Source organism: Klebsiella michiganensis, assembly GCA_000963575.1.
In the GTDB taxonomy this organism is placed as follows: Bacteria; Pseudomonadota; Gammaproteobacteria; order Enterobacterales; family Enterobacteriaceae; genus Cedecea; species Cedecea michiganensis_A.
Genome location: CP011077.1, coordinates 469,523 through 493,343, shown reverse-complemented (window position 1 = coordinate 493,343; position 23,821 = coordinate 469,523). Strand labels below are relative to the sequence as shown.

At 55.1% G+C, this 23,821-nt stretch carries 22 protein-coding genes; 14 read left to right on the top strand and 8 right to left on the bottom strand.

Annotation, left to right across the window (positions count from 1 at the left end):
- Positions 1-126: 126 nt before the first annotated feature.
- A complete protein-coding gene (locus VW41_02370; protein ID AJZ87975.1) occupies positions 127-1,371 on the top strand; it encodes a serine/threonine protein kinase in 1,245 nt (414 codons plus the stop codon).
- A 105-nt stretch (positions 1,372-1,476) separates the two neighbouring features.
- On the opposite strand, the gene VW41_02365 is transcribed toward VW41_02370, so the two are convergent.
- A complete protein-coding gene (locus VW41_02365; GenBank protein ID AJZ87974.1) occupies positions 1,477-2,964 on the bottom strand; it encodes an altronate hydrolase in 1,488 nt (495 codons plus the stop codon).
- A gap of 7 nt (positions 2,965-2,971) precedes the next feature.
- Positions 2,972-4,384 (bottom strand): glucuronate isomerase, encoded by a 1,413-nt coding sequence (locus VW41_02360; GenBank protein ID AJZ87973.1) that lies wholly within the window; start codon positions 4,382-4,384, stop codon positions 2,972-2,974.
- A 375-nt stretch (positions 4,385-4,759) separates the two neighbouring features.
- Between VW41_02360 and VW41_02355 the strand changes: the two genes are divergently transcribed.
- The 11 genes from VW41_02355 to VW41_02305 all read left to right on the top strand — a co-directional run bounded on the left by VW41_02355 (position 4,760) and on the right by VW41_02305 (position 12,084).
- A complete protein-coding gene (locus tag VW41_02355; GenBank protein AJZ87972.1) occupies positions 4,760-6,061 on the top strand; it encodes a hexuronate transporter in 1,302 nt (433 codons plus the stop codon).
- A 107-nt stretch (positions 6,062-6,168) separates the two neighbouring features.
- Positions 6,169-6,945, top strand: coding sequence for a transcriptional regulator (locus VW41_02350; GenBank protein ID AJZ87971.1), 777 nt, complete (start codon positions 6,169-6,171; stop codon positions 6,943-6,945).
- A 319-nt stretch (positions 6,946-7,264) separates the two neighbouring features.
- Positions 7,265-7,927, top strand: coding sequence for a membrane protein (locus VW41_02345; GenBank protein AJZ87970.1), 663 nt, complete (start codon positions 7,265-7,267; stop codon positions 7,925-7,927).
- 9 nt (positions 7,928-7,936) lie between these two features.
- Positions 7,937-8,314 carry a Modulator protein MzrA gene (locus VW41_02340; GenBank protein ID AJZ87969.1) on the top strand — a complete coding sequence of 126 codons (378 nt, stop codon included), beginning with the start codon at positions 7,937-7,939 and terminating at the stop codon, positions 8,312-8,314.
- A gap of 174 nt (positions 8,315-8,488) precedes the next feature.
- Positions 8,489-8,857, top strand: coding sequence for a hypothetical protein (locus VW41_02335; GenBank protein ID AJZ91822.1), 369 nt, complete (start codon positions 8,489-8,491; stop codon positions 8,855-8,857).
- Between the two features lie 50 nt (positions 8,858-8,907).
- Positions 8,908-9,213: a hypothetical protein gene (locus VW41_02330; protein ID AJZ87968.1), complete on the top strand. Its 306-nt coding sequence runs from the start codon at positions 8,908-8,910 to the stop codon at positions 9,211-9,213.
- Position 9,214: 1 nt separating this feature from the next.
- On the top strand, positions 9,215-9,613 hold the full coding sequence (locus VW41_02325; protein ID AJZ87967.1) for a membrane protein: 399 nt from the start codon (positions 9,215-9,217) through the stop codon (positions 9,611-9,613).
- Complete coding sequence (locus VW41_02320; GenBank protein ID AJZ87966.1) at positions 9,610-9,900, top strand: membrane protein; 291 nt, start codon at positions 9,610-9,612, stop codon at positions 9,898-9,900. The genes VW41_02325 and VW41_02320 overlap by 4 nt, the downstream gene beginning before the upstream one ends.
- Positions 9,901-10,149: 249 nt before the next feature.
- On the top strand, positions 10,150-10,542 hold the full coding sequence (locus tag VW41_02315; protein AJZ87965.1) for a membrane protein: 393 nt from the start codon (positions 10,150-10,152) through the stop codon (positions 10,540-10,542).
- A gap of 73 nt (positions 10,543-10,615) precedes the next feature.
- Complete coding sequence (locus VW41_02310) at positions 10,616-11,608, top strand: glutathionyl-hydroquinone reductase YqjG (GenBank protein ID AJZ87964.1); 993 nt, start codon at positions 10,616-10,618, stop codon at positions 11,606-11,608.
- A 104-nt stretch (positions 11,609-11,712) separates the two neighbouring features.
- Positions 11,713-12,084, top strand: coding sequence for a membrane protein (locus VW41_02305; protein AJZ87963.1), 372 nt, complete (start codon positions 11,713-11,715; stop codon positions 12,082-12,084).
- 51 nt (positions 12,085-12,135) lie between these two features.
- On the opposite strand, the gene VW41_02300 is transcribed toward VW41_02305, so the two are convergent.
- Positions 12,136-13,521: a UDP-N-acetylmuramate:L-alanyl-gamma-D-glutamyl-meso-diaminopimelate ligase gene (locus VW41_02300; GenBank protein AJZ87962.1), complete on the bottom strand. Its 1,386-nt coding sequence runs from the start codon at positions 13,519-13,521 to the stop codon at positions 12,136-12,138.
- 175 nt (positions 13,522-13,696) lie between these two features.
- Here VW41_02300 and VW41_02295 point away from each other — a divergent pair, with 175 nt between their 5' ends.
- On the top strand, positions 13,697-14,695 hold the full coding sequence (locus VW41_02295) for a fructose 1,6-bisphosphatase (protein ID AJZ87961.1): 999 nt from the start codon (positions 13,697-13,699) through the stop codon (positions 14,693-14,695).
- A gap of 42 nt (positions 14,696-14,737) precedes the next feature.
- Here VW41_02295 and VW41_02290 read toward each other — a convergent pair whose 3' ends face one another.
- Both VW41_02290 and VW41_02285 read right to left on the bottom strand, forming a co-directional pair.
- Complete coding sequence (locus VW41_02290; protein ID AJZ87960.1) at positions 14,738-15,235, bottom strand: hypothetical protein; 498 nt, start codon at positions 15,233-15,235, stop codon at positions 14,738-14,740.
- A gap of 137 nt (positions 15,236-15,372) precedes the next feature.
- Positions 15,373-16,926 (bottom strand): chemotaxis protein, encoded by a 1,554-nt coding sequence (locus VW41_02285; protein AJZ87959.1) that lies wholly within the window; start codon positions 16,924-16,926, stop codon positions 15,373-15,375.
- Between the two features lie 283 nt (positions 16,927-17,209).
- Here VW41_02285 and VW41_02280 point away from each other — a divergent pair, with 283 nt between their 5' ends.
- Positions 17,210-17,740 (top strand): inorganic pyrophosphatase, encoded by a 531-nt coding sequence (locus VW41_02280; GenBank protein AJZ87958.1) that lies wholly within the window; start codon positions 17,210-17,212, stop codon positions 17,738-17,740.
- Between the two features lie 123 nt (positions 17,741-17,863).
- On the opposite strand, the gene VW41_02275 is transcribed toward VW41_02280, so the two are convergent.
- From VW41_02275 to VW41_02265, 3 genes are read right to left on the bottom strand one after another with little or no spacing between them, the layout of a single operon-like run.
- Positions 17,864-18,208, bottom strand: coding sequence for a gamma-glutamylcyclotransferase (locus VW41_02275; GenBank protein ID AJZ87957.1), 345 nt, complete (start codon positions 18,206-18,208; stop codon positions 17,864-17,866).
- 2 nt (positions 18,209-18,210) lie between these two features.
- Positions 18,211-21,987, bottom strand: a complete 3,777-nt coding sequence (locus VW41_02270; GenBank protein AJZ87956.1) for a translocation and assembly module TamB — start codon at positions 21,985-21,987, stop codon at positions 18,211-18,213.
- The gene (locus tag VW41_02265; protein AJZ87955.1) at positions 21,984-23,720 is read right to left on the bottom strand and encodes a membrane protein; all 1,737 of its coding nucleotides are present in this window, start codon (positions 23,718-23,720) and stop codon (positions 21,984-21,986) included. The genes VW41_02270 and VW41_02265 overlap by 4 nt, the downstream gene beginning before the upstream one ends.
- Between the last annotated feature and the right edge of the window lie 101 nt (positions 23,721-23,821).

The window sequence follows — 23,821 nt, the reverse complement described above, 5'->3', positions numbered from 1 at the left end:
AAATGCTTTTTCCTTCACCACTTTTCCTTATACTCACCGGGCAAACACATTTTCTTACAACCGCAAAGACGTAGCCCACTACGCACGCGGCACAGCACGACATCACTGAAACACAGGAAGGTATTCATGAGTTCGCAAGCTTCTGGACTACTGCAGCGCTTTGCCCGCGGCAGCCTCGTAAAACAAATTCTCGTTGGCCTGGTGCTGGGCATTCTGCTCGCGCTGGTCTCAAAACCTGCTGCTATCGCAACCGGCCTGCTCGGCACGCTGTTCGTCGGTGCGTTGAAAGCCGTGGCGCCGGTGCTGGTACTCACGCTGGTGATGGCTTCCATCGCCAATCATCAGCACGGCCAAAAAACCAATATCCGCCCAATCCTGGTGCTCTATTTGCTGGGGACCTTCTCCGCCGCGCTGACCGCGGTCGTCGTTAGCTTTATCTTCCCCTCCACGCTTCACCTGACCAGCAGCGCCACGGACATTTCGCCTCCATCAGGTATCGTCGAAGTCATACACGGCCTGCTGATGAGCACTATTGCCAACCCGATACACGCCCTGTTGAACGCCAACTACATCGGAATTCTGGTTTGGGCGGTAGGCCTGGGCTTTGCGTTGCGCCACGGAAACGAAACGACCAAAAACCTGGTGAACGACCTGTCTGACGCGGTGACCTTTATCGTGAAGGTGGTGATCCGCTTCGCCCCTATAGGGATCTTTGGCCTGGTCGCCTCCACGCTTGCCACCACCGGTTTCTCCACGCTCTGGAGCTATGCCCAGCTGCTGCTGGTATTGCTGGGCTGCATGTTCGGCGTGGCGCTAATAATCAACCCGCTGCTGGTGTTTATAACCACTCGCCGTAACCCGTATCCGCTGGTGCTGGCCTGCCTGCGCGAAAGCGGCGTGACCGCGTTCTTTACCCGCAGCTCCGCGGCCAACATTCCGGTCAACATGAGCATGTGCCAGAAGATGAACCTGGATCGCGATACTTATTCGGTGTCGATTCCGCTGGGGGCAACGATCAATATGGCCGGGGCAGCCATCACCATTACGGTGCTGACGCTGGCGGCAGTTCATACCCTGGGCGTGCCGGTGGATCTCCCGACCGCTCTGCTGCTGAGCGTGGTGGCTTCACTTTGCGCCTGCGGGGCTTCTGGCGTGGCGGGTGGCTCGCTGCTGTTGATCCCGCTGGCCTGCGGCATGTTTGGTATCCCGAACGAGATTGCCATGCAGGTGGTGGCGGTCGGCTTTATCATCGGCGTATTGCAGGATTCCTGTGAAACCGCGCTGAACTCTTCTACCGACGTTATCTTTACCGCTGCCGTTTGCCAGGCAGAGGATGCTCGCCTGGCGAAGACCGATTTGTTACGCGGCTAATATTAACGAGCCCCGCTGTGTGTTCGGCCCAGGCTTAAGCCACAGCATCGTTTCTGGTTTTTACCCTCACCCTCTCCCTAAAAGGGAGAGGGTGAGGCCGGGAATTCATAGCGTGACCCCACTCTTAAACAGCGCCAGCTCGCGAAAATCATTTTTTTCGTTGCAGGTTGGCGCGCCGTTCACTTTCTCAACGAGAGTCTCAATAAACTGCGCCAGCAGCTCGGGCATGGTACTGCCATGCAGCAGCCTGCCCGCGTCAAAGTCTATCCAGTGCGGTTTCTTCGCGGCCAGTTCGCTGTTGGTGGCGATTTTTAGCGTCGGCACAAAGCCGCCGTAGGGCGTCCCTCGCCCGGTGCTGAACAGCACCATATGGCAGCCCGCTCCCGCCAGGGCGCTGGTGGCCACCGCATCGTTGCCCGGTGCGCTCAGCAGGTTTAGGCCGGCCTGTTTTAGTCTTTCGCCATAGCGAAGAACATCCACCACCTGGCTTTCACCGGCTTTTTGCGTACAGCCGAGGGATTTCTCCTCAAGCGTGGTGATCCCGCCCGCTTTATTCCCCGGGGAAGGATTCTCATAGATTGGCTGCCGGTGTTCGATAAAGTAGCGTTTGAAGTCGTTGACCATTGCCACGGTTTTCTCAAACGTGGCTTCGTCACGGCAATGGCTCATCAGCAGCCGCTCCGCGCCAAACATTTCCGGCACTTCCGTCAGCACGGTCGTGCCGCCGTTGGCCACCATATAGTCCGAGAACCGGCCCAGCATCGGGTTCGCGGTAATGCCGGACAGGCCGTCCGAACCGCCGCATTCCAGCCCGAATTTCAGCTCGCTCAGTTTGCCCGGTTCGCGCCTGTCGTGGCGCATGGCCTCATACAAAGCACGCAGATGCTCAAGCCCGGCTTCAATTTCATCGTCCTGCTGCTGCAGCGCCATGAAGTGGACGCGACCGGGATCGTATTCCCCTAAGGTTTCGCGGAACGCGCTAATCTGGTTGTTCTCACAGCCCAGCCCCACCACCAGCACAGCCCCTGCGTTCGGATGATGCACCATATTTTGCAGCATGGTGCGGGTGTTGAGATGGTCATCCCCCAGCTGGGAGCAGCCAAACTGATGGCTGAACAGCCAGGCACCGTCAATATCTGGCGCGTTACTGGTTTCCTGCAGGAAGCGGCTCAGCATCTGCCGGGCAATGCCGTTCACACAGCCGACGGTCGGCAGGATCCATAGCTCGTTACGCACGCCAACCGCGCCGTTGCTGCGGCGATAGATGCTGACTTCACGGTCGCCGAAAGATTTCGCCGCGGGCACAACTTCAGGCTGATAGCGATATTCATCGACATCGTTAAGGTTGGTGCGCAGATTATGGGAGTGGAGGTGCTCCCCGGCGGCAACATTGCAAAGCGTGTGTCCAATGGGCAAGCCATACTTCACGACGTTTGCCCCTTCGGCAATCGGCTGGATCGCGAACTTGTGGCCACGGGCAATAGGCTGTCGCAGCCTGAAGGCTTCCGCCGCAACACTCACCTCTTCGCCCTGCGCAAGGTCCACCAGCGCGACCGCAACGTTATCCAGCGCATGGATCCTGATATATCGCATCCCGGCCTCAGTTCAGCTCAATGGCAAAGTAGTCGCGGGCGTTGTTGAAGCAGATGTTTTTCACCATCTCACCCAGCAGCGGGATATCTGCAGGCACTTCCCCCGCCTGAACCCAGTGGCCAAGCATGCGGCACAGAATACGGCGGAAGTATTCGTGGCGCGTGTAGGAGAGGAAGCTGCGGCTGTCGGTCAGCATACCGACGAAGCGACTCAACAACCCAAGCTGGGCAAGCTGAGTCATCTGCCGCTCCATGCCGTCTTTCTGATCGTTAAACCACCAGCCGGAGCCGAACTGCATTTTGCCCGGCATGCCTTCCCCCTGGAAGTTCCCGACCATGGTGCCAATCACTTCGTTGTCCCGCGGATTGAGGCAGTAGAGAATGGTTTTCGGCAGCAAATTTTCTTCATTCTGCTTGCTCAGTAGCTTCGACAGCGGCTCGGCCAGCGGGCGATCGTTGATGGAATCAAAGCCTACATCCGGCCCCAGCAGGCGGAACTGCCGCTGGTTATTATTGCGTAACGCCCCGATATGGTACTGCTGCACCCAGCCGCGACGGGCATATTCGGTGCCGAGCCAGGCCAGCACAGCCGTTTTAAACTGTGCCACTTCGGTGTCGTTAACCGAGCCACCCGCCAGGCGTCGGGCAAGAATGGTATCCAGCGTTTTTTCATCCGCTTCGGCAAACACCACCACGTCCAGAGCGTGATCGGCAACCTTGCAGCCGTGGGCAGCAAAATGGTCGAGTCTTTTGCTCAGCGCCGCCTGGAGGTCGCTAAAGCGACGAATATCGGTATCAGACACGGCGGCCAGCGTCGAAATGTAGTCGCTGAATGTCGCCTGCTCGATATTAAAGGCTTTGTCCGGCCGCCAGCTCGGCAGCACTTTAATGTCGAAGCCGCCCTCTTTGGCTACGGCGGCGTGGTGTTCCAGAGAGTCCACCGGATCGTCAGTGGTGCCGACCATTTTCACGTTCATTTGCTGCATGATGCCGCGGGCAGTGAACGCATCTTGCTCCAGCAAGGCGTTGCACTGCTGCCAGATCTCCTCCGCCGTTGCCGGCGAGAGCAACTTCCCGGTAATGCCAAACGGGCGGCGCAGCTCCAGATGCGTCCAGTGATAGAGCGGGTTGCCGAGGGTATGCGGCACGGTGGCGGCCCAGGCATCAAACTTTTCACGGTCGCTGGCGTCACCGGTACAAAGCCGTTCGGCCACGCCGTTAGTCCGCATCGCACGCCACTTGTAGTGATCCCCTTTCAGCCAGATGTCATACAGATTTTTAAAGCGATAGTTGTCGGCAATTTGCTGCGGCGGCAGGTGGCAGTGGTAATCAAAAATGGGCTGCGATTTCGCGTAGTCATGGTACAGGCGGCGAGCGAATTCGGTATCCAGAAGAAAATCGTCAGTCATAAAGGGGGTCATAGGGGCATCCTCTGCAGATAACGGCACCAGGTATTCGAATCATAATTGCACAAAGTTATCACACCAATTTTTATGCAACGACCTCAATTTTGCGTCAGTGGTCACAAAACCAACACGTAATCATCTCCTACATGCACATAAAACGGGCTAAACCCCGCGCCAATACTGGCCTGAGAGCAAGGTACCGCCCGGCATTACGCGAAAATGCTTTTGTGATATCACTCAACTTATAAAGCTGTATGACAAGTTATCGTTCAAGCCGTCGAAGTCCCTCTCGCCCGGCAGCGTGCGCCGAGGCCTATGGGTGACAAGAGAAGGAACGGAAGCCGGTTTATCGGGAACAACGTTCACAATAAAGACGGGATGGGGTTAGAAATGCGAAAAATAAAAGGTTTACGCTGGTACATGATAGCGCTGGTGACGCTGGGCACCGTGCTGGGCTATCTGACCCGCAATACGGTGGCCGTTGCGGCCCCAACTCTGATGAGCGAACTGAATATCACCACGCAGCAATACTCGTGGATCATCGCCGCCTATTCGGCTTGTTATACCGTTATGCAGCCTGTTGCGGGCTACCTGCTTGATGTGCTGGGTACCAAAATTGGCTATGCCGTGTTCGCTGTCGCCTGGGCAATTTTCTGCGGAGCAACTGCGCTGGCGGGCAGCTGGGGCGGTCTCGCACTTGCCCGCGGTGCCGTGGGTGCTGCCGAAGCAGCGATGATCCCCGCCGGATTGAAAGCCAGCAGCGAGTGGTTCCCAGCCAAAGAACGTTCCATTGCGGTGGGCTACTTTAACGTCGGCTCTTCCATCGGGGCGATGATTGCTCCCCCGCTGGTTGTCTGGGCCATTGTGATGCACAGCTGGCAGATGGCGTTTATGTTAACCGGCGTGCTGAGTTTTATCTGGGCAATGGTATGGCTGTGGTTTTACAAAAATCCGCGTGACCAGAAAAAGCTCTCCAGTGAAGAGCGCGAGTACATCATTAGCGGGCAGGAAGCCCAGCATCAGACCGATAACACGAAAAAGATGTCGGCCTGGAAGATCCTGCGCAATCGCCAGTTTTGGGGCATCGCCCTGCCGCGCTTCCTGGCCGAGCCCGCGTGGGGGACGTTCAATGCCTGGATCCCGCTGTTCATGTTTAAAGCCTACGGCTTCAATCTGAAAGAAATCGCGATGTTCGCGTGGATGCCCATGCTGTTCGCCGACTTTGGCTGCGTCCTTGGGGGCTATTTACCTCCGCTGTTCCAGCGCTGGTTCGGTGTGAATCTGATTGTTTCGCGTAAACTGGTGGTCACCATGGGAGCCATCCTGATGATTGGGCCGGGCACGATAGGCCTGTTTACCAGCCCTTATGTGGCTATCGCTCTGTTATGTATCGGTGGGTTTGCTCATCAGGCGCTCTCCGGAGCATTAATTACCCTGTCGTCCGACGTTTTTGGCCGGAATGAGGTCGCCACCGCCAATGGTCTGACGGGCATGGCGGCCTGGACTGCCAGCACGTTGTTTGCCCTGGTCGTTGGTGCCCTGGCTGACACGATGGGCTTCAGTCCGCTTTTCGCGGCGCTTGCCGTGTTCGATCTTCTGGGCGCGATAGTTATCTGGACGGTGCTGAAAAACCAGTCTGCCAGCGAACTCGCAGCCGTTGCCCCCGCCCCAAATGCCGTGACACAGTCTTGAAGGAAAAGCCGCCTTCGGGCGGCAATTCTCACTTGGGTTGCTAGAGCGCTACCGGGAAAAGTGGTATAACAAATTTATTCACGTACAGCCTTCTCCCGGAGCAACTTATGGATGCCGTAGAACCCCGCCGCCTTTATCAGCAGCTTGCCGCCGAATTAAAACAGCGTATTGAATCCGGTGTTTATCAGGTCGGGGAAAAACTGCCTGCGGAGCGGTTTATCGCAGAAGAGAAAAATGTCAGCCGCACCGTGGTCCGCGAAGCGATTATCATGCTGGAGGTTGAAGGTTACGTTGAAGTTCGTAAGGGCTCAGGCATTCACGTTATGTCTAACCAGGCAAAATACATGACCGTGCCGGATGAGCGCTTTGAGTTCGCCAATTATGGCCCTTTTGAGCTGCTGCAGGCGAGGCAGCTTATTGAAAGTAATATCGCAGAGTTCGCCGCAACCCAGGTCACCAAGCAGGATATTGTGAAACTGATGGAGATCCAGGAAAAAGCGCGAAAAGAGCAAACTTACCGTGATTCTGAGTGGGATCTACAGTTTCACGTTCATGTTGCGCTGGCGACGCAGAACGGCGCACTGGCCACCATCGTCGAAAAAATGTGGAGCCACCGCATCTACAACCCGTACTGGAAAAAACTGCACGAACACATTGATATGCGCCCGGTAGACAACTGGTGTGATGATCACGACCAGATTCTCAAGGCACTAATTCGTAAAGACCCACATGCAGCCAAACTGGCGATGTGGCAGCATCTCGAAAACACCCGCCAAATGCTGTTTAACGCCACCAGCGATGATTTCGAATTCAATGCCGACCGCTATTTTTTTGCAGAAAATCCCGTCATTCACCTTGATCCAGCCGCAAACGGTCAAAAATAGTCATTTTTCCGGCCGAGGGTAAGCAAACCATAAATAGTGTCAGCGTTTGTAAATACCCTCGCCAGCCTCCCCCCCAGTAAGCAAAATCATTGCTCAACAAACTGCAAATACTATGACGTGTAACGCGTAGTTTTGTTACAATTAGATGCAATTTCACCGCCTGTGTGGGCTCAGCGCTCTCCCGCTGCCGTTTCACATAATGTTAGTCCGATACAGCAGCACGGGCAGTGGGTTGTAGCCAGCAAATGAGAATAAAAACAATGCTGCATTCTGCTCACCCGTTTCACCGGCGGCCCAAACGAAGTGCCAGGAACCCTGAATGGAACTACTGACTCAACTGCTTTCCGCTCTCTGGAGCCAGGATTTTGAAACGCTCGCCAATCCGTCGATGATTGGCATGCTCTATTTTGTACTGTTCATGATTTTATTTCTTGAGAACGGCATACTGCCGGCGGCGTTCTTACCCGGCGACAGTTTGCTCGTGCTGGTTGGCGTTCTGATTGCTAAAGGCGCGATGGGTTTTCCGGAAACCATCGCGCTGCTGACCATAGCCGCAAGCCTGGGCAGCTGGCTGGGCTATATCCAGGGGCGCTGGCTGGGAAATACCCGCCTCGTCCAAAACTGGCTCTCACACCTGCCGGCCCATTATCACCAGCGCTCACACCAGCTTTTCCATAAGCACGGGCTGTCGGCGCTGCTCGTAGGCCGCTTTATTGCTTTTGTTCGTACCCTGCTACCAACTATTGCCGGATTATCAGGTCTTAATAGCGCACGCTTTCAGTTCTTCAACTGGATGAGCGGCCTGTTGTGGATATTGATTCTGACGACCCTGGGCTATTTGCTGGGCAAAACGCCGGTCTTCCTGAAGTATGAAGACGCTTTGATGTCGTGCCTGATGCTGATCCCGGTGGTGCTCCTGGTCATCGGTCTGGTCGGTTCGTTAATCGTGCTTTGGCGTAAAAAACGCAGCCAAAGTCGCTAGAGGGATTCGATGAAATTAGCTTTCACCCGCCGCCTCAGGGCGGCGCTGCTTGTTGGTGCCCTGGCGATTGCGTCGCTGATGGTGTGGTCCGGCATGCAGAATAAGGATTCCACTCTCGAAATTCGTGCCTCACGGCAGGGCGGGAGTATTCCCGACGGCTTTTATGTCTGGCACCATCTGGATGCTAACGGTATTCGCTTTAAAAGCATTACGCCGCTCAATAACACGCTCCTGGTCACGTTTGACTCCAGCGCGCAGAGTGAGGCGGCAAAAGAAGTCCTCAATCGCACCCTGCCCCAGGGGTATGTCATCGCCCAGCAGGAGGGTGATAAAGACGCGCTTGCCTGGCTTTCTATTCTTCGCCCAGACCACAACCACCTGGGTTAATCCCCTTCTTTCAGTCTGAATTTGCTATCATCTTCTGGGTTTTTAGCAGATTCATGACTATGCTTTAGCTGTTTTTAGCACTCTCTATCTGCGCTTTTTCGACACTCAGGAACGACGCATGGAGTATGATCGCCTGATACTTTTATGATTCGTCTTACAATGGAAGCTTTAACCATGAATTACCGCACCGTACTGGCACTTGCTTTACTCACGCTAACCTCTGTCGCACAGGCAAACACCTTGTGTAGCGAGAAAGAGCAGGATATTCAACGCGAGATTGGCTATGCGGAAAAACACAATAATCAGCACCGTATTGATGGCCTGAAAAAAGCCCTGAGTGAAGTGCATGAAAACTGTAGCGACGCTGGCCTGCGCGCTGAACACCAAAAGAAGATAGCCAAACAAAAAGCTGAAGTCGAAGAGCGTAAAGCCGATCTGATCCAGGCCCGTCAGAAGGGCGATCCGGACAAAATCACCAAACGCGAGAAGAAACTTGCGGAAGCAGAAGATAGCCTCAAAGCTTTAGAGAAGCGTGATTACTGATTGTGTAGTCGCAGACTTTAAGGATCCACCTCAAACACTCGGAGAGAACTATGTCAAAAGATACTACGTCAGAACATTTACGCGCTGAGTTGAAATCCCTGGCAGATACGCTTGAAGAAGTCCTGAGTGCGTCCACGGATAAGTCAAAAACTGAACTGGACAAACTGCGTGCCAAAGCGGAAAAAACGCTAAAAGAGAGCCGCGATCGCCTGGGTGAAACCAGCGAGGCCATAGCCAAACAAACCCGTGAGGCGGCCGCTAAAGCGGATGATTATGTTCGCGAGAACCCGTGGACCGGCGTAGGCATTGGTGCGGCGGTCGGCGTCGTACTGGGTGTGCTGCTGGCACGTCGTTAAGATGGCAGACTCTCACCAAAGCCAGGGGCCGGGCAAAAGCGTGCTCGGCATTGGCCAACGGCTGGTGACTATTCTGGTCGGCATGGTCGAAACGCGTGTGCGTCTTGCGGTTGTCGAACTGGAAGAGGAAAAAGCACACATCGTTCAGCTGCTGCTGATGCTTGGGCTGACCATGCTGTTCGCCGCCTTTGGCTTAATGAGCCTGATGGTGCTGATTATCTGGGCCGTTGATCCGCAGTATCGTCTTAACGCCATGATTGCTACCACGGCCGTCCTGCTGTCGCTGGCATTGATTGGCGGTATCTGGACGCTGCGGAAGTCCCGTCAATCAACCCTGCTGCGCCACACCCGGCGTGAGCTGGAAAACGACAGGGCTCTGCTGGAAGAGGATAAGCGATGAGCGACGCAGAACGTGTCAAACGTAAAGCGTATCTGCTCAGCCAGGTTCAGCAGCAGCGGCTCGATTTAAGCGCTGCAAAACGCGACTGGCTGCAAGTCACCAGCCCCTACGATCGCGGCTGGAACACCTTAGTCAGCCTGCGTAGCTACGCCATGATAGCCAGCAGCGTGTTGGCTATCTGGACGGTGAAGCATCCCGGTAAGCTTATGCGCTGGGCAAAACGAGGATTTGGCGCCTGGAGCACCTGGCGGCTGATTCGCAATACGCTTAACCCACCCGTACGCTAATGTTCAAACACCGCCTCTGGCGGTGTTTTTATTTGCTGACGCCGCCCTTCAAAACCTCGTGTTTTTACTTTTCCCACTTAGTTCGCTCAGGATATTTGAAGAACTTAGACAGTTTTCCTTGCTAACAATCTTTTTCCACCCCGTCTATTATCCTCCCCATCGACAGCAAACATCGGTAATTACTGGAGTTTGCGCACCTTTTAAGCCCTGGCCGAGTAAGCCGGAAAAGAAGAACCGCTGGAGAGTAAAATGAAAAAATTAGAAGATGTTGGCGTACTGGTTGCTCGTATTCTGATGCCAATCCTGTTTATTACCGCTGGCTGGGGCAAAATCACCGGTTATGCAGGCACACAGCAGTACATGGAAGCGATGGGCGTGCCGGGAGCACTGCTGCCGCTGACCATTCTGCTTGAGTTCGGCGGCGGTCTGGCCATTCTGTTCGGCTTCCTGACCCGCACGACCGCGCTGATTACCGCGCTGTTTACCGTGCTGACCGCGTTCCTGTTCCACAGCAACTTTGCGGAAGGCGTGAACTCCATTATGTTCATGAAAAACTTCACCATCGCGGGTGGCTACCTGTTGCTGGCGGTCTTCGGCCCAGGCGCAATCAGTCTTGACCGTGTACTGAATAAAAAATGGTAAGCGTTCTATACTGATGAACACTGAGAAAGCGAAGACACCGTCTTCGCTTTTTTGCTATTGAGGAGGAGAAAAAATGGGACAACTCATCGACGGCGTCTGGCATGACGTCTGGTACGACACCAAATCGACCGGCGGCCGCTTTAAACGCTCTGAATCCGCCTTCCGCAACTGGCTGACTGCCGACGGTGCAGCGGGCCCCTCAGGAAAAGCGGGATTCGCCGCAGAGAAAGATCGCTATCATCTGTATGTGTCTCTCGCCTGCCCCTGGGCGCACCGGACGCTTATCGTGCGTAAACTGAAAGGCCTCGAGCCCTTTATCTCCGTATCCGTCGTTAACCCGCTGATGCTGCAAAACGGCTGGACGTTTGCGGAGGATTTCCCGGACGCAACCGGCGACACGCTTTACCACCATGAGTTCCTCTACCAGCTTTACCTGCGGGCCGATCCTCATTACACCGGCCGTGTGACGGTCCCCGTGCTTTGGGATAAGAAAAACCAGACCATCGTCAGCAACGAGTCCGCCGAAATCATTCGTATGTTTAATACGGCCTTTGATGCCCTTGGCGCACGAAGCGGAAACTTTTACCCTGACGCGCTAAAGCGCGAGATTGATGAGCTAAACGGCTGGATTTACGACACGGTAAATAACGGCGTGTACAAAGCGGGCTTTGCCACTTCTCAGGAAGCCTACGATGAAGCCGTTGAAAAAGTCTTTATCTCCCTGGCACGTCTGGAGCAAATTCTTGGTCAACATCGCTACTTAACCGGCCCGCAGCTAACCGAGGCAGACATCCGCCTGTGGACGACTCTGGTGCGTTTTGACCCGGTGTATGTCACCCACTTTAAGTGCGATAAATACCGCATCAGCGACTTCCCTAATCTTTACGGCTTCCTGCGCGATATCTATCAGTTACCCGGCATCCGTGAAACAGTGAGTTTCCCGCATATCCGCACACACTATTATTGCAGCCACAAAACGATCAACCCAACCGGCATTATTTCCATCGGCCCTGCACAAGATTTAGACGAGCCGCACGGGCGCGATGAGCGGTTTAGGAAGAGTTAAGAATATTCAGCACAACAACGATTTACGGCCTATGCATTCACGACTATTCTTGAATCGATCGCTTACCGTTCAGGTGATTGTCGGATAATCAAGGCAGGCCTTAAATGGATTGGTATTTCAAAGTATTAAGAAATTACATTGGGTTTGGTGGGCGAGCCCGCCGCAAAGAGTACTGGATGTTTCATCTGGTGAACTTCATCCTGGCGGGTGTGCTGAGCGTGCTGGATAAAATCCTTGGGCTGCACATCGCCAAGGATGAAGGGGCGCTCACCACGATTTATACCGTTTTGGTTTTACTGCCGCTTTGGGCAGTCCAGTTTCGTCGCCTGCACGACACCGACCGCTCAGCCTGGTGGCTGTTGCTGCTGTTAATCCCGATTGTCGGCTGGCTGATTATTCTGGCATTCAACTGCCAGGACGGCACGCCGGCAACCAATCGCTTCGGGCCAGATCCTAAAGCCCCTGAGCTCTACTAAACAAAAAGGGCGTACCGTAAGGCACGCCCTTTTTCTCATCAGACTCTGCGCTTAAAGCGCATGTTCACTCTGCTGTTCTGCTTTCTTTGCCAGGCCATCCAGCAGTTTTTGATGAATACCGCCGAAACCGCCGTTGCTCATAACCAGAATATGGTCCCCAGGCTGCGCCGTTTTCACGACCATCTCCGCGAGCGTGTCCACGTCTGCGCTCCAGTGGGCCGGCTGCACACAGGCTTCGGCCACTTCTGCGACCTGCCACGGAATGTGCTGCGGCTGAAGCAGAAAGACTTCGTCCGCGCGTCCCAAAGAAGGAGCAAGATCGTCTTTGCAGACGCCCATTTTCATGGTGTTAGAGCGAGGCTCCAGCACGGCCAGAATGCGAGCGGTGCCGCCCACTTTCCCACGCAGAGCAGCAAGCGTCGCCAGAATCGCCGTCGGATGATGCGCAAAGTCGTCATAAACGGTGACGCCATGCGCCTCACCGCGCAGTTCAAGACGGCGACGAGCGTTCACAAAACTACCCAGCGCCTGAGCAGCATCAGCCGGCGTGACGCCAACGTGGCGAGCCGCGGCAATCGCCATCAGCCCGTTATGCATGTTGTGTTCACCGACCAGCTGCCAGTTCACGGTGCCCACGCATTCGCCGTCCAGATAAACTTCCCACTGCGAAGCATCGGTCGTCAGCTTCTTCGCTTGCCAGTGCCCCTGGTCGCCCACCAGCTCCTGCTCACTCCAGCAGCCCATTGCCAGCGTTTGTTTCAGATTAACGTCATTTTCCGGCCAGATAATTTTGCCCTGACCCGGGACAATGCGTACCAGGTGATGGAACTGCTTCTGGATCGCTTTCAGATCGTCAAAGATATCCGCGTGATCGAACTCAAGGTTATTGAGGATCAGCGTCCGCGGGCAGTAATGGACAAATTTGGAACGCTTGTCGAAGAACGCGCAGTCATATTCATCGGCTTCAATGACGAAGAAGGGGCTATCGCCCAGGCGCGCGGAGACCTCAAAGTTGCCCGGTACGCCGCCGATGACAAAGCCAGGCTTATAGCCACAGGCTTCAAGGATCCAGGTCGCCATACCGGCGGTTGTGGTTTTCCCGTGCGTCCCCGCCACCGCAATCACCCAGCGGTCGCGCAGCACAAAGTCATGCAGCCATTGCGGGCCGGACATATAGGGAATGCCCTGCTCCAGAACGGCTTCCACGCACGGATTACCGCGCGTCATCGCGTTACCGACGATCACCAGATCCGGGTGTGAGTCGAGCTGGCTTGCGTCATAACCTTCGATTAACGAGATCCCCTGCTCTTCGAGCAGCGTACTCATCGGTGGGTAAACATTGGCGTCCGAGCCAGTCACTTCATGCCCTAAAGAGCGTGCCAGCATCGCCAGGCCGCCCATAAAGGTGCCACAGATCCCTAGAATATGAATGCGCATACGAAACTATCCTTTCTTTGTTTGGCGCACATTCTAACCGCATGACTGCGGAGGCGAAACGCATTTCAGGATATTCCTTATCTTGCTGGCGCGATTCACCTGTGCGCGACAATTTGAAAATTTGTTAAGATTGTTGCGATCGCTTTATCCAACATAATGATGCAGGGAAAGTGTTATGAAAACGTTAGGTGAATTTATTGTCGAAAAACAGCATGAGTTTTCTCATGCTACCGGTGAGCTCACGGCTTTACTGTCGGCAATAAAGCTGGGCGCTAAAATCATCCACCGCGATATCAATAAGGCCGGACTGGTCGATATCCTGGGGGCGAGCGGTGCCGAAAACGTACAGGGCGAAGAGCAACAAAAACTCGACCTGTTCGCGAATGAAAAACTGAAGGCAGCGCTGAAAGCACGCGGTATTGTGGCCGGTATCGCCTCCGAAGAAGAAGACGAGATCGTGGTCTTTGAGGGTGCCGAGCAGGCAAAATATGTCGTGCTGATGGACCCGCTTGACGGCTCTTCTAACATTGATGTCAACGTGTCCGTTGGCACCATTTTCTCTATCTACCGCCGCATTACGCCGGTCGGCACGCCGGTCACCGAAGAAGACTTCCTCCAGCCTGGCAATCAGCAGGTTGCCGCCGGTTACGTGGTTTACGGCTCATCCACGATGCTGGTTTACACCACCGGCTGCGGTGTACACGCCTTCACTTACGATCCTTCTCTCGGCGTGTTCTGCCTGAGCCAGGAACGTATGCGCTTCCCGGAGAGAGGCAACACCTACTCCATCAACGAAGGCAACTACATTAAATTCCCGAACGGTGTGAAGAAGTACATCAAGTTCTGCCAGGAAGAAGATACGGCCAGCAAGCGTCCTTACACCTCACGCTACATTGGTTCCCTGGTGGCGGACTTTCACCGCAACCTGCTGAAAGGCGGGATTTATCTCTACCCAAGCACCGCCAGCCACCCGGAAGGCAAGCTGCGTTTGCTGTATGAAGGCAACCCAATGGCGTTCCTCGCGGAACAGGCCGGCGGTAAAGCCAGCGACGGGAAAGAGAGAATTCTGGATATCATCCCAACCACGCTGCACCAGCGCCGCCCGTTCTTCGTCGGCACGAAACACATGGTCGATGACGTAGAGCGTTTTATTCGCGAATACCCGGACGCCTGATGAGAACAGCGTGCCGCAACCCCGGTAGCGGCACGCTGAAAATCAACGAACAAAAGTGCGCTTAACGCGTTCTGAAACGCAGAAATAAGGCACCCAGATACAAGCCCCCAGGAAACTACGCATCAGCGCTTTTGCGTTGTCAAAATCGAACGGCACATCGAATAAAACTCTGGCGAGATAGAGATCCAATACCTGGAAAACGATCCCAGCCACCATAAAAACAATGTAGTAACGTGGTAACTGACGTTTTTTGCGGAAAAAGAGGCTGGAAACGTAAATGGCCGCGACAAACAACCCCGCAAATCCTACGACCTCGAAAAGCACGGTCCACCAGGCTTCCCCGGTTAAAACACTATAATTATTTATCAATATTTTCAGTGTATTAACGAAAGCGATAAAGTTAAACAGCACCGAAAGCACCAAACCCAGCGCCGGGACATAAAGCCAGCCACGGATGCGTTTAAACTCTTTCTCTTCACACGCAGGGCAGTAATCACTGCCTTTTATCGCTTCGTTATCGCATTGAATACAGGTAGCCATAGATCCCTCTCAATTATCCTTGAAGATTTTTATCGGTTTGTTTTTTATGTTAAAGCGAAACGGGGAGATGGAACACCCCCGCTCAAATGGGTAGCGGCGACGCCAGACGGCCGTTCACCGCTACGAATGCCCGCTGATTAATATCGGAAGGAGGCCATGGCTGCGACCAACTGCTGCGACTGCTCTTCGAGAGAGTGCGTTGCCGCGGTGGACTGCTCAACTAAAGCCGCGTTCTGCTGTGCCGCCTCATCCATCTGGCTTACCGCAATATTCACCTGCTCAATACCGTGGCTTTGCTCGTTAGACGCGTTGGCAATTTCGCGAACCAGTTTGGTCATGCGCATAATTTCTTCGGCGATTTCATCCATGGTTTCCCCGGCCTGCTGCGCCAGCTCGCTGCCCTCACCCACATGAGTTTGCGAATCGGAAATCAATGTGCGGATCTCTTTTGCCGCTTCGGCGCTGCGGCTTGCCAAAGTACGAACCTCTCCGGCAACCACGGCGAACCCACGGCCTTGCTCACCCGCGCGAGCGGCTTCTACCGAAGCATTAAGCGCCAGAATATTAGTCTGGAACGCAATGCCGTCGATAACGCTCAGAATATCAGCAATTCGCCCTGCGCTACCGGATATATCACGCATTTTTTCAATTACGTAGCACACCATCTCACTGCCGCGGTCGGCGGTATCGGAGACGACTTTCGCCAGCTTGTGCGCCTGCTCGGCGTTATCAGCGTTTTGTTTCACCGTTGCGGTAATTTGCTCCATGCTGGCCGCAGTTTCCTCCAGCGAGGTTGCCGTAGACTCCGTGCGCTGGGAAAGATTAAGGTTGCCTGCAGCCAGTTCACGACTGCCGGTATCAATCTGGGAAGAAGCATCCCGCACGCGGCTGACCGACTCCACCAGGGAGGTTCTCATCGCCACAATCGCGCTGGCAAGACGGCCAAATTCGTTGTTACCCGTCTGAGGGAGCGGTTGGGTTAAGTCGCCATCGGCCACGTACTCCAGTTGGTGAATCGCCTCATCCAGCGGCTTCAACAGCAGGTGACGCAGCGCCAGCCAGACCAGCACAATAATCGCGGCGGTCAGCAGCGCAGCGAGAATAATAAAGCCCAGGACAATTTTCTTGTGCAGTTGAACGGCGGCCACTTCGCTATTACCGCGCGTTTCACCCCAGCGCTGGAAAGCCTGCACGTCATTATCAAACTTCAGCCCCAGCGGGATCAGACTTTTTTCCAGCAGGTCGTAATAGTCGTCCGGGCTTTGTTTTTGCAGCGCGGCTAACATCGGCGTAATACCCTGCGTCTGATAGGCACCAAAGCTTTGCGCCAGGCCAGCAAGCAGGGCGTTGCCCTGGTCGTCATTTACGCCGCCGTCGATAACGGACTTCAGGTTTTTCTGCGCCAGCCCAACTTCACCCACGATCTTCTGCGTGGCTTTTGTCGCGTCGTCCAGCATGCCAATTTCCATCTGGCGTACCGCCTGGCTTGCCTCGTTGCGGGCACGAAGCAGCAAAATATAGCCATCGCTAATACGCACCATTTGCTCCCCCTGCAGGCGGTTGATGCGCTCAAGAGAGGTGGAACTTTGCTGCAGGGCATAAATGCCGATGCCGCTTACAACCAACAGCAAGAACGTCATAACCGCTAACAGCGTCAGCAGCCCCGTGCGAATCGACAAATTTCTCAACATGCTTAATTCCCGGTTTAACGATGGCTCATGAATAAAGTAGTGAGCGTGTTATCGGCAATTTTCGGAAAATGTTTAATCAATTTGCGTTATTTACGTTCGTTAAGTGCTTGTTGCCGTGGTGTTTAACCCAATTATGACAATGAAATGACTCAAGATTTGAATAGCCTAAAGCAGGACATTTGGCCCATCGGGGGGCTAGCGTTCAAAAAACAGCAAAAGACATTTAACCGCAGTTGGCTATAATATCGGGCACTTGAAATACACCAGGTTAAAGGAAACAGACATGAGCTTACTCAACGTCCCTGCGGGTAAAGATCTGCCGGAAGACATCTACGTTGTTATCGAAATCCCTGCTAACGCCGATCCAATCAAATACGAAGTAGACAAAGAGAGCGGCGCGCTGTTTGTTGACCGTTTCATGTCTACCGCGATGTTCTATCCGTGCAACTACGGCTACATCAACCACACCCTGTCTCTGGACGGTGACCCGGTTGACGTGCTGGTTCCAACGCCATACCCGCTGGAGCCAGGTAGCGTGATCCGTTGCCGTCCAGTTGGCGTTCTGAAAATGACCGACGAATCTGGCGAAGACGCAAAACTGGTTGCGGTTCCGCACACCAAACTGAGCAAAGAGTACGATCACATTAAAGATGTGAACGACCTGCCAGAACTGCTGAAAGCGCAGATCACTCACTTCTTCGAGCACTACAAAGATCTCGAGAAAGGCAAATGGGTGAAAGTTGACGGTTGGGATAACGCCGAAGCAGCTAAAGCTGAAATCATCTCTTCTTTCGAACGCGCTGCTAAGAAGTAAGTTAGCTCGCCTGAAAGAAAAAAACACCGCCTGAGGGCGGTGTTTTTGTTTCTGCCTCTCACCTCACCAGGCGGCAGGCAGGCAAAAAAACGGCCACGTGTTGGCGTGGCCGCTTGGGTGTACTTAATACTTTTCTCGATCCAGCCAGTTCCCGCTGTCGATACGGGTTAACCCCTCGACAGGACGCTGATACACATACATCCACGCGCCGCCGTATGGGGTCTGAATCAGCTGACGGCTGTACTCTCCCCCTTTGGTGCGCAGCGCGTCGAGCTCAGAGAGCGTAGAGGCGTCTATCCGGTAAACTTCACCCGAGACCACGCCATCACCCGGCACGGCGCCTGGATAATGCCCAAGGCTATACAACACGTAGTTTTCCTGCGTGTGGTCGCCCAGCCACTGAGCGTTGGTCATCCAGTGGCTGTTGCCTTGTTTGCGTCGTAAACTGCCGTAAACAAATATTCGCATTGCTAAAACTCAAACTGATAGAGCAGATCTAGTGCCTGATCTACGCCAGACACCGCTTCCAGATATAGCTTAGGCATCAGACGATAACGCAAAGTTAGCGTCGCCAGAGAGTCAAAAATACCTACGCCATATTTAACCTGTAGACCCGGCAGTACATAGCCGCTGACCACCACCTGAGAGGAATCACCCACCCCCGCGGTGTCGAGCGCCAGATTGCTTACGCCAAACGTCTCGCCGATTTTACCCACAACCTGACCACTTTGTGCAACCCCCAGGCCCACAAGCATTGACGTCATTGCATCACCATCGTTGCCGGAAGTGTCTAAACCCTGGCCGCGAAGCAGGTAGGACAAGGCCTGCTGCTGCGACATCGCCGGATCGGAGAATATCTCAGCCTTTGGCTCATCGGCAGGGCCGGTCACACGCACGCCTGCCGTGACGTTATTTTCAGTCGCCTCTGGATTACGGATAGCTTCAATATTCAGATACGGGTTATCCGGTGGACCGGAGAACAGCAGCTCGCCTTTGCGGACGATAAGATCCTGGCCGTAAGCGTGGAAACGCCCCTGCGGGATACTTATCTGGCCGTTCAGGCCCAGCCCTTGCTTATCCTGAACCATTTTCAGGTCGCCGGTCAGGCGCGCTTTCAGGCCAAAGGCATCAAGCCGCACGTTGTTGCCGACATGAATAGTCAGGTTGCTGTTGATAGGGATCCCGGCTGACTTAGGATTCACCGGTTTCAGATCTTTATCCAGCATAACTTCATCACTGGAGACGCCCACGGCGCTGTCCGGCACATCGTGCACCACAATACGCGCCCACGGTACATCGACGTTCCCGTTCAGGGTAAACAGACTTGGCGTTGCCACAAATTCAATATCCGGGGAAACGTCCAGGCGCACCATCGGCGGCACGGTAATGCGCACTTTGCTGCCCTTCGCGGCTATACGCGCCCGCCAGTTGTCGATTTGCGTCCAGTCGGCATCGCCGCTTAACACAATCTGCCCCTGCTTCGTGCGCACCACGCCCTGCAGGGTGGAGTTCATCCCGTTGAAGTTCATGGCAATCTGGCTCGGCTGCATGTCGAACGGCATAAAGTTACCTGAAACGTCTACGCCGTTAAGCTGCATTTGCCCGAACATCTGCGGCCGCTCGAGGTTGCCACCGAGGCGCAGGTTCGCGTTCAGCGTACCGTCTGCCTTTTCACCTTTAGAGAAGATGGCGTTGGCAATAGCCAGGGAGAAGTTGCGAATATTGACGTTGCCGCCAAGATTCCGTCGCCCCTGCGGATCGGTGATTTGAACCTGGCCGTCAAACTGCCCGTTATTGGCCACCTTAACCAGCCAGCCAAGCTGGGCACGGTTATTCTTCAGTTCGGCATTGAGGTTCAGCGTGTCGAAGGCAACCGGCAAGGTATTACCGTTGACTACCTGCGCTACCTTCACGCCGCGCCCGCTGAGCGTCACCTGCCCTTGCGGCAGGCCGCCGGCTTCGCTGTCCCAGCTAACGTCTGCTTTGCCGGTAAACACGCCGCTAGCCTGAGTCTCCTCAGGCATCACCGGTTTCAGCATGGCAAGATCGAAGCGGTTGAGGTTAACCAGCGCCCGGCCTTTCGCCCCGGCGTCGATAGTTTGCGGCACGCAAAGCTCGGCGTTCGGGTTCACCCAGCAATGCGGGCCAATCGCGATTTTCTGTTCTTTGTTGCGGAAGTCCAGCGTCAGCTCACGGGTAAGCGCCCACGGCCCCACTGGGGTATCAAAGCGGGTGTCGCTTAGCTTGCCGCGCCAGCGCTCTTCGTTGCGGTCAAAGCTGCCGCTCAGGTTCAGACGCCCGGAAACCGGATCGCCCTGAACGCGCAGCTGAAGCTGGTGCTGTTTCTCATCGCCCCTGGCGTCGAGCGTCACAAGGTCAACCTTCACCCCCGGCTGAGCCACTCGTTCTACGCGCAGGTTAAGGTTCCCGGCAATTTGGTCGCTCGATTTCACATCGCCCTTCAGCAGGACACGGGCAATCGTCAGCTCCTGCCAGCGCAGGCCATTTGCGGTCAGGTCAGCCAGCAGCTGCGGCGCTTTCACGTCGCCGCGAACCTTGACGATACCTTTCGCCGTGCCGCCGAGTCCCGGCAGGGCGTTGTCCAGATTCGGCGCATTAATATTGGCATCAAGGTTAAGATCTTTTTCGCCCAGCTCGCCTTTCACCTCCACCGTATTGCGACCCAGTTCCAGATGCAGGTTTGGCACCTTCCACTGCATATAGCTGTTGCCCTGCAGCGTCCCCTGCACATTAACCTTATTCTGCTTCACATTACCGGCAAGCTTCAGCTCGGGAATATCCAGCTGCCAGCTGCCGCCATACAGGCTGCCGCGGGTTTTGATATTGCCGTCCAGTTTCGCAGGCCAGTCCGGGAATTGCTTCGCGGTGTTGATTCCGGCAAGCGTTAATTCGCCCTGCCAGCTAATGGCTTTGCTCCAGTCCACCAGCGCTTTCAGGTCAGTATTGCCCTGCAGCGCGGCCACGCGCAGCTTATCGAGGCTAAACTGCTGTTCGTTGCCTTTGCCGTCCAGCGTGATGGTGGCAGGTGGTACCTGGTCGCCCTTCACGGCGGTGCTAAAGGCGAGTTTGTAGTCGGTTACTTTGCCGGTCAGGCGCAGTTTAAGATCGTCGGCCTGATACTGCTTCGCGCCGGTCAGCGGCCAGGAAAGCTGCTTGCTGTCCAGCTCAACATTCAACGGCAGCCCGGCTTCGGCCAGACGGGTTTGGGCATTAAGCTGCATGCCTACTGGCCCCGAAAGATTGACGCCCACTTTCAGCTCGTCGCGCAATGCGCCGCCAACCGTCATCTTCACTTTTTCGCCTTTCAGCGGCTCGATGTTCAGTGTGCTGTTGAGCGTTAAATCAACCGGCCAGTTGTCGCGCAGTTGGGCGCTGCCGGTGGCGTTCACCAGCCCCTGAGAGGAGTCCACATCCAGCGCATCCAGCTTGAGATTGCCGTCAATACTGCTCACTTTCAGCAGCAGCGAGTTGACCATCAAATCCGTATCGCCGGTCAGGCGCAGGCGCGCGCCGCGAAACTCCTGAATATTCAGATTCACCGGCAGGTTAACGTCGGTCATTTCCGGCAGCAGCGGCTTCTCAAACAACGTTTTCAGCGTTTCCCCGAGCGGAGCTTCTTCCGGCTGAGGGTTTTGAATTTTCGGCTCAACAATCTCTTCTTTTGCCACCTGCGCGGCTTTTGGCAACGCAATCAGCAAGCCTTCCAGCGATGTCGGGGTCAGCGTCAGATTGCGCTGCTCCCATGTCAGGCCGCTGGTGAAGTCCATCACCGAGACGGTGGTATCGTCGATTTTCACATTGACGTTGTTCAACGCCACGCGACTCAGGGTTATCGGGTACGGCGTGGAGAGGTTCAGCGGGCCGCTGTCCTCTTCCTGCACCGGGGCAGACGGCGGCATTTTTTTCGTGTCGACCGCAACATCCACATCCTTCAGCGAGAAATCATTGACGCACAGGCTGCTGTGCCACAGGCAGTTTAGCTGCACGGCAAGGTGAACCTCACCCGCACGTACCGCGACGCCAGGCTGCTCATAGCGCAGGTTTTTCAGCGTCAGATTGCGCCAGCCGCCGTCAACCTGAGCGATATTCAGCCCCGGTACCCAGCGATTAGCGCCTTTAAACAGTAAATGCAGGCCAGGCGTAGTCCCCACCAGGAAACCGACTGCCGCGATCAGCAGCACAATCACAGCCAGCACCGCGAGGCTTATTTTCTTCCAGCGACTCATAGTTCAGGCCCCAAACCGATGTAAAACTGTAAACCGTGCTCTTCCTTGTCACCCACCGGTACCGCGAAGTCGAGCTTGATAGGCCCAACCGGGGACTGCCAGCGCACGCCAACGCCTGCGCCGGTTTTGAAGTTGCTTCGTTTGATGTCGTTCACCGCTTCACCGGAGTCAACGAACGCCGCGCCCCACCATTTGCCGGTCACGTTGTACTGATACTCCAGCGAGCCGGTCGCCAGTTTGGAGGCCCCGGTTAACTTGCCGTTGCTGTCCTCCGGCGATATCGACTTGTATTTATAGCCGCGAATACTGCGGTCGCCCCCGGCGAAGAAACGCAGATCCGGCGGCACTTTTTTAAAGTCGTTGGTTTCGATCCACCCCACATTGCCGCGCACCACAAAACGGTGTTTTTCATACAGCGAACGGATCCAAACGTTTTGTGCCTGGAAAACGCCGAAATCGACGCCAGAACCCCAGGCCGTATTAGAAACATCGATTGAGTAGCGCTGTGAGTCACCCCACGTTGGCATCAGGCCCCCGCGTGAGCGGGTACGGTTCAGGCTAACGCCAGGGTAAAGCAGCATTGTCGTGTTGGTAACGTCGGCCTGAGTAAAGTGGTCGAGGCTCCAGCGCAGGTTAACCGCGCGTTGCCAGCCGCTCGACATGTCCCAATAGCGGGACAGCGCCACGGTGGTGGAGTCTGATTTGGTGTCGTTAAGATCGGTTCGCTTAAAACCGCCCTGCACAAGGTAATACTGCTCCAGCGGGCTCTTCAACAGCGGCATTTTGTAGCTGAAGTCGAGCGTCTGTTCAGGGCCAGAAAGGCTCGTGCTGGTTGTCAGGCTATGGCCGTAGGAGTTCATCCACGGTTTTTTCCAGCTAGCCTTCACTCGCGGCCCTACGTCCGTGGAGTAGCCCACGCCGGTTTCAATGGTGTTTTCGGTGCGCGGCGTCACCACCCCCTGTAGCGGCAACACTTTGGTCTGGCGTGATTTATCAAACTCGGGCGCTACCACCACGGAATTAAACCAGCCGGTGGCGGACAGGCGGCGGTTCAGCTCGGCCAGGTCGCTCGACTGGTAATAGTCCCCCTGCTTAAATGGCACAAGGTTTTGCAAATACTCTTCGCGAATTTGGGAGCCCTGAAAAGTCACTGCGCCAAAGCGGTAGCGCTCCCCGCTGTCGTAGTCGATATCCCAGAATGCCTGATGTCTTTCCAGAGAGACGCCTAGCTGGCTCTTACGGAAATCGCCGTCAAAGTAACCCTTACGCAGCGCAATACTGGAGAGGCTTTTTTTGAAGTTATCGTAGTCAGCGTGATCGAGCACGGTGCCGATTTTTGGCCGCTTGGGCAGCAGCGCCAGATAGTCTTTATCGGTCCGTGCGCCGCCGCGCAAAATCACGTCGGTGCCGCCAATTAACACCGGCTGACCGGCATCGACTTTTACCAGCAGAACCTGCCGCCCTCCGTTCTGCGGAGGCGGTTTAAGCGTAAAACCGATGGTTGGCTCGTAGTAGCCCAGCGCTTTTAGCCCTGCGCGAATAGCATCATCAACGCGCGCCTGGAAGCGACGATCCGGCGTCACTTCATCGCTTTCGATGGTTGAAAGCTGAGCACGTACGTTTTTTTGCAGTTCGCCGCTGAGTCCTTCAACCTGCAAGCGCACGCTCGCGGCGTTTGCCCATGTACTCGCCACACACAGGCCTGTGATACATAAAGTACGGATTCCTGGCACGTTTTCTCCTGAATATCCTTGTTCCCACCCCTGGAAGGAAACGTCATTACCGCTCCGCGGATTAACAAAACCCTAACATCTAGGGTTGAAAATAACTCACT

Bases quoted from the DNA above. Each gene is read 5' to 3' on its own strand.
- VW41_02290 (AJZ87960.1), bottom strand. From the start codon at position 15,235: ATGGCTACCTGTATTCAATGCGATAACGAAGCGATAAAAGGCAGTGAT.
- VW41_02360 (AJZ87973.1), bottom strand. From the start codon at position 4,384: ATGACCCCCTTTATGACTGACGATTTTCTTCTGGATACCGAATTCGCT.
- VW41_02275 (AJZ87957.1), bottom strand. From the start codon at position 18,208: ATGCGAATATTTGTTTACGGCAGTTTACGACGCAAACAAGGCAACAGC.
- VW41_02355 (AJZ87972.1), top strand. From the start codon at position 4,760: ATGCGAAAAATAAAAGGTTTACGCTGGTACATGATAGCGCTGGTGACG.
- VW41_02325 (AJZ87967.1), top strand. From the start codon at position 9,215: ATGGCAGACTCTCACCAAAGCCAGGGGCCGGGCAAAAGCGTGCTCGGC.
- VW41_02270 (AJZ87956.1), bottom strand. From the start codon at position 21,987: ATGAGTCGCTGGAAGAAAATAAGCCTCGCGGTGCTGGCTGTGATTGTG.
- VW41_02305 (AJZ87963.1), top strand. From the start codon at position 11,713: ATGGATTGGTATTTCAAAGTATTAAGAAATTACATTGGGTTTGGTGGG.
- VW41_02295 (AJZ87961.1), top strand. From the start codon at position 13,697: ATGAAAACGTTAGGTGAATTTATTGTCGAAAAACAGCATGAGTTTTCT.
- VW41_02365 (AJZ87974.1), bottom strand. From the start codon at position 2,964: ATGCGATATATCAGGATCCATGCGCTGGATAACGTTGCGGTCGCGCTG.
- VW41_02280 (AJZ87958.1), top strand. From the start codon at position 17,210: ATGAGCTTACTCAACGTCCCTGCGGGTAAAGATCTGCCGGAAGACATC.
- VW41_02300 (AJZ87962.1), bottom strand. From the start codon at position 13,521: ATGCGCATTCATATTCTAGGGATCTGTGGCACCTTTATGGGCGGCCTG.
- VW41_02315 (AJZ87965.1), top strand. From the start codon at position 10,150: ATGAAAAAATTAGAAGATGTTGGCGTACTGGTTGCTCGTATTCTGATG.
- VW41_02345 (AJZ87970.1), top strand. From the start codon at position 7,265: ATGGAACTACTGACTCAACTGCTTTCCGCTCTCTGGAGCCAGGATTTT.
- VW41_02350 (AJZ87971.1), top strand. From the start codon at position 6,169: ATGGATGCCGTAGAACCCCGCCGCCTTTATCAGCAGCTTGCCGCCGAA.
- VW41_02320 (AJZ87966.1), top strand. From the start codon at position 9,610: ATGAGCGACGCAGAACGTGTCAAACGTAAAGCGTATCTGCTCAGCCAG.
- VW41_02335 (AJZ91822.1), top strand. From the start codon at position 8,489: ATGAATTACCGCACCGTACTGGCACTTGCTTTACTCACGCTAACCTCT.
- VW41_02330 (AJZ87968.1), top strand. From the start codon at position 8,908: ATGTCAAAAGATACTACGTCAGAACATTTACGCGCTGAGTTGAAATCC.
- VW41_02310 (AJZ87964.1), top strand. From the start codon at position 10,616: ATGGGACAACTCATCGACGGCGTCTGGCATGACGTCTGGTACGACACC.
- VW41_02370 (AJZ87975.1), top strand. From the start codon at position 127: ATGAGTTCGCAAGCTTCTGGACTACTGCAGCGCTTTGCCCGCGGCAGC.
- VW41_02340 (AJZ87969.1), top strand. From the start codon at position 7,937: ATGAAATTAGCTTTCACCCGCCGCCTCAGGGCGGCGCTGCTTGTTGGT.
- VW41_02285 (AJZ87959.1), bottom strand. From the start codon at position 16,926: ATGTTGAGAAATTTGTCGATTCGCACGGGGCTGCTGACGCTGTTAGCG.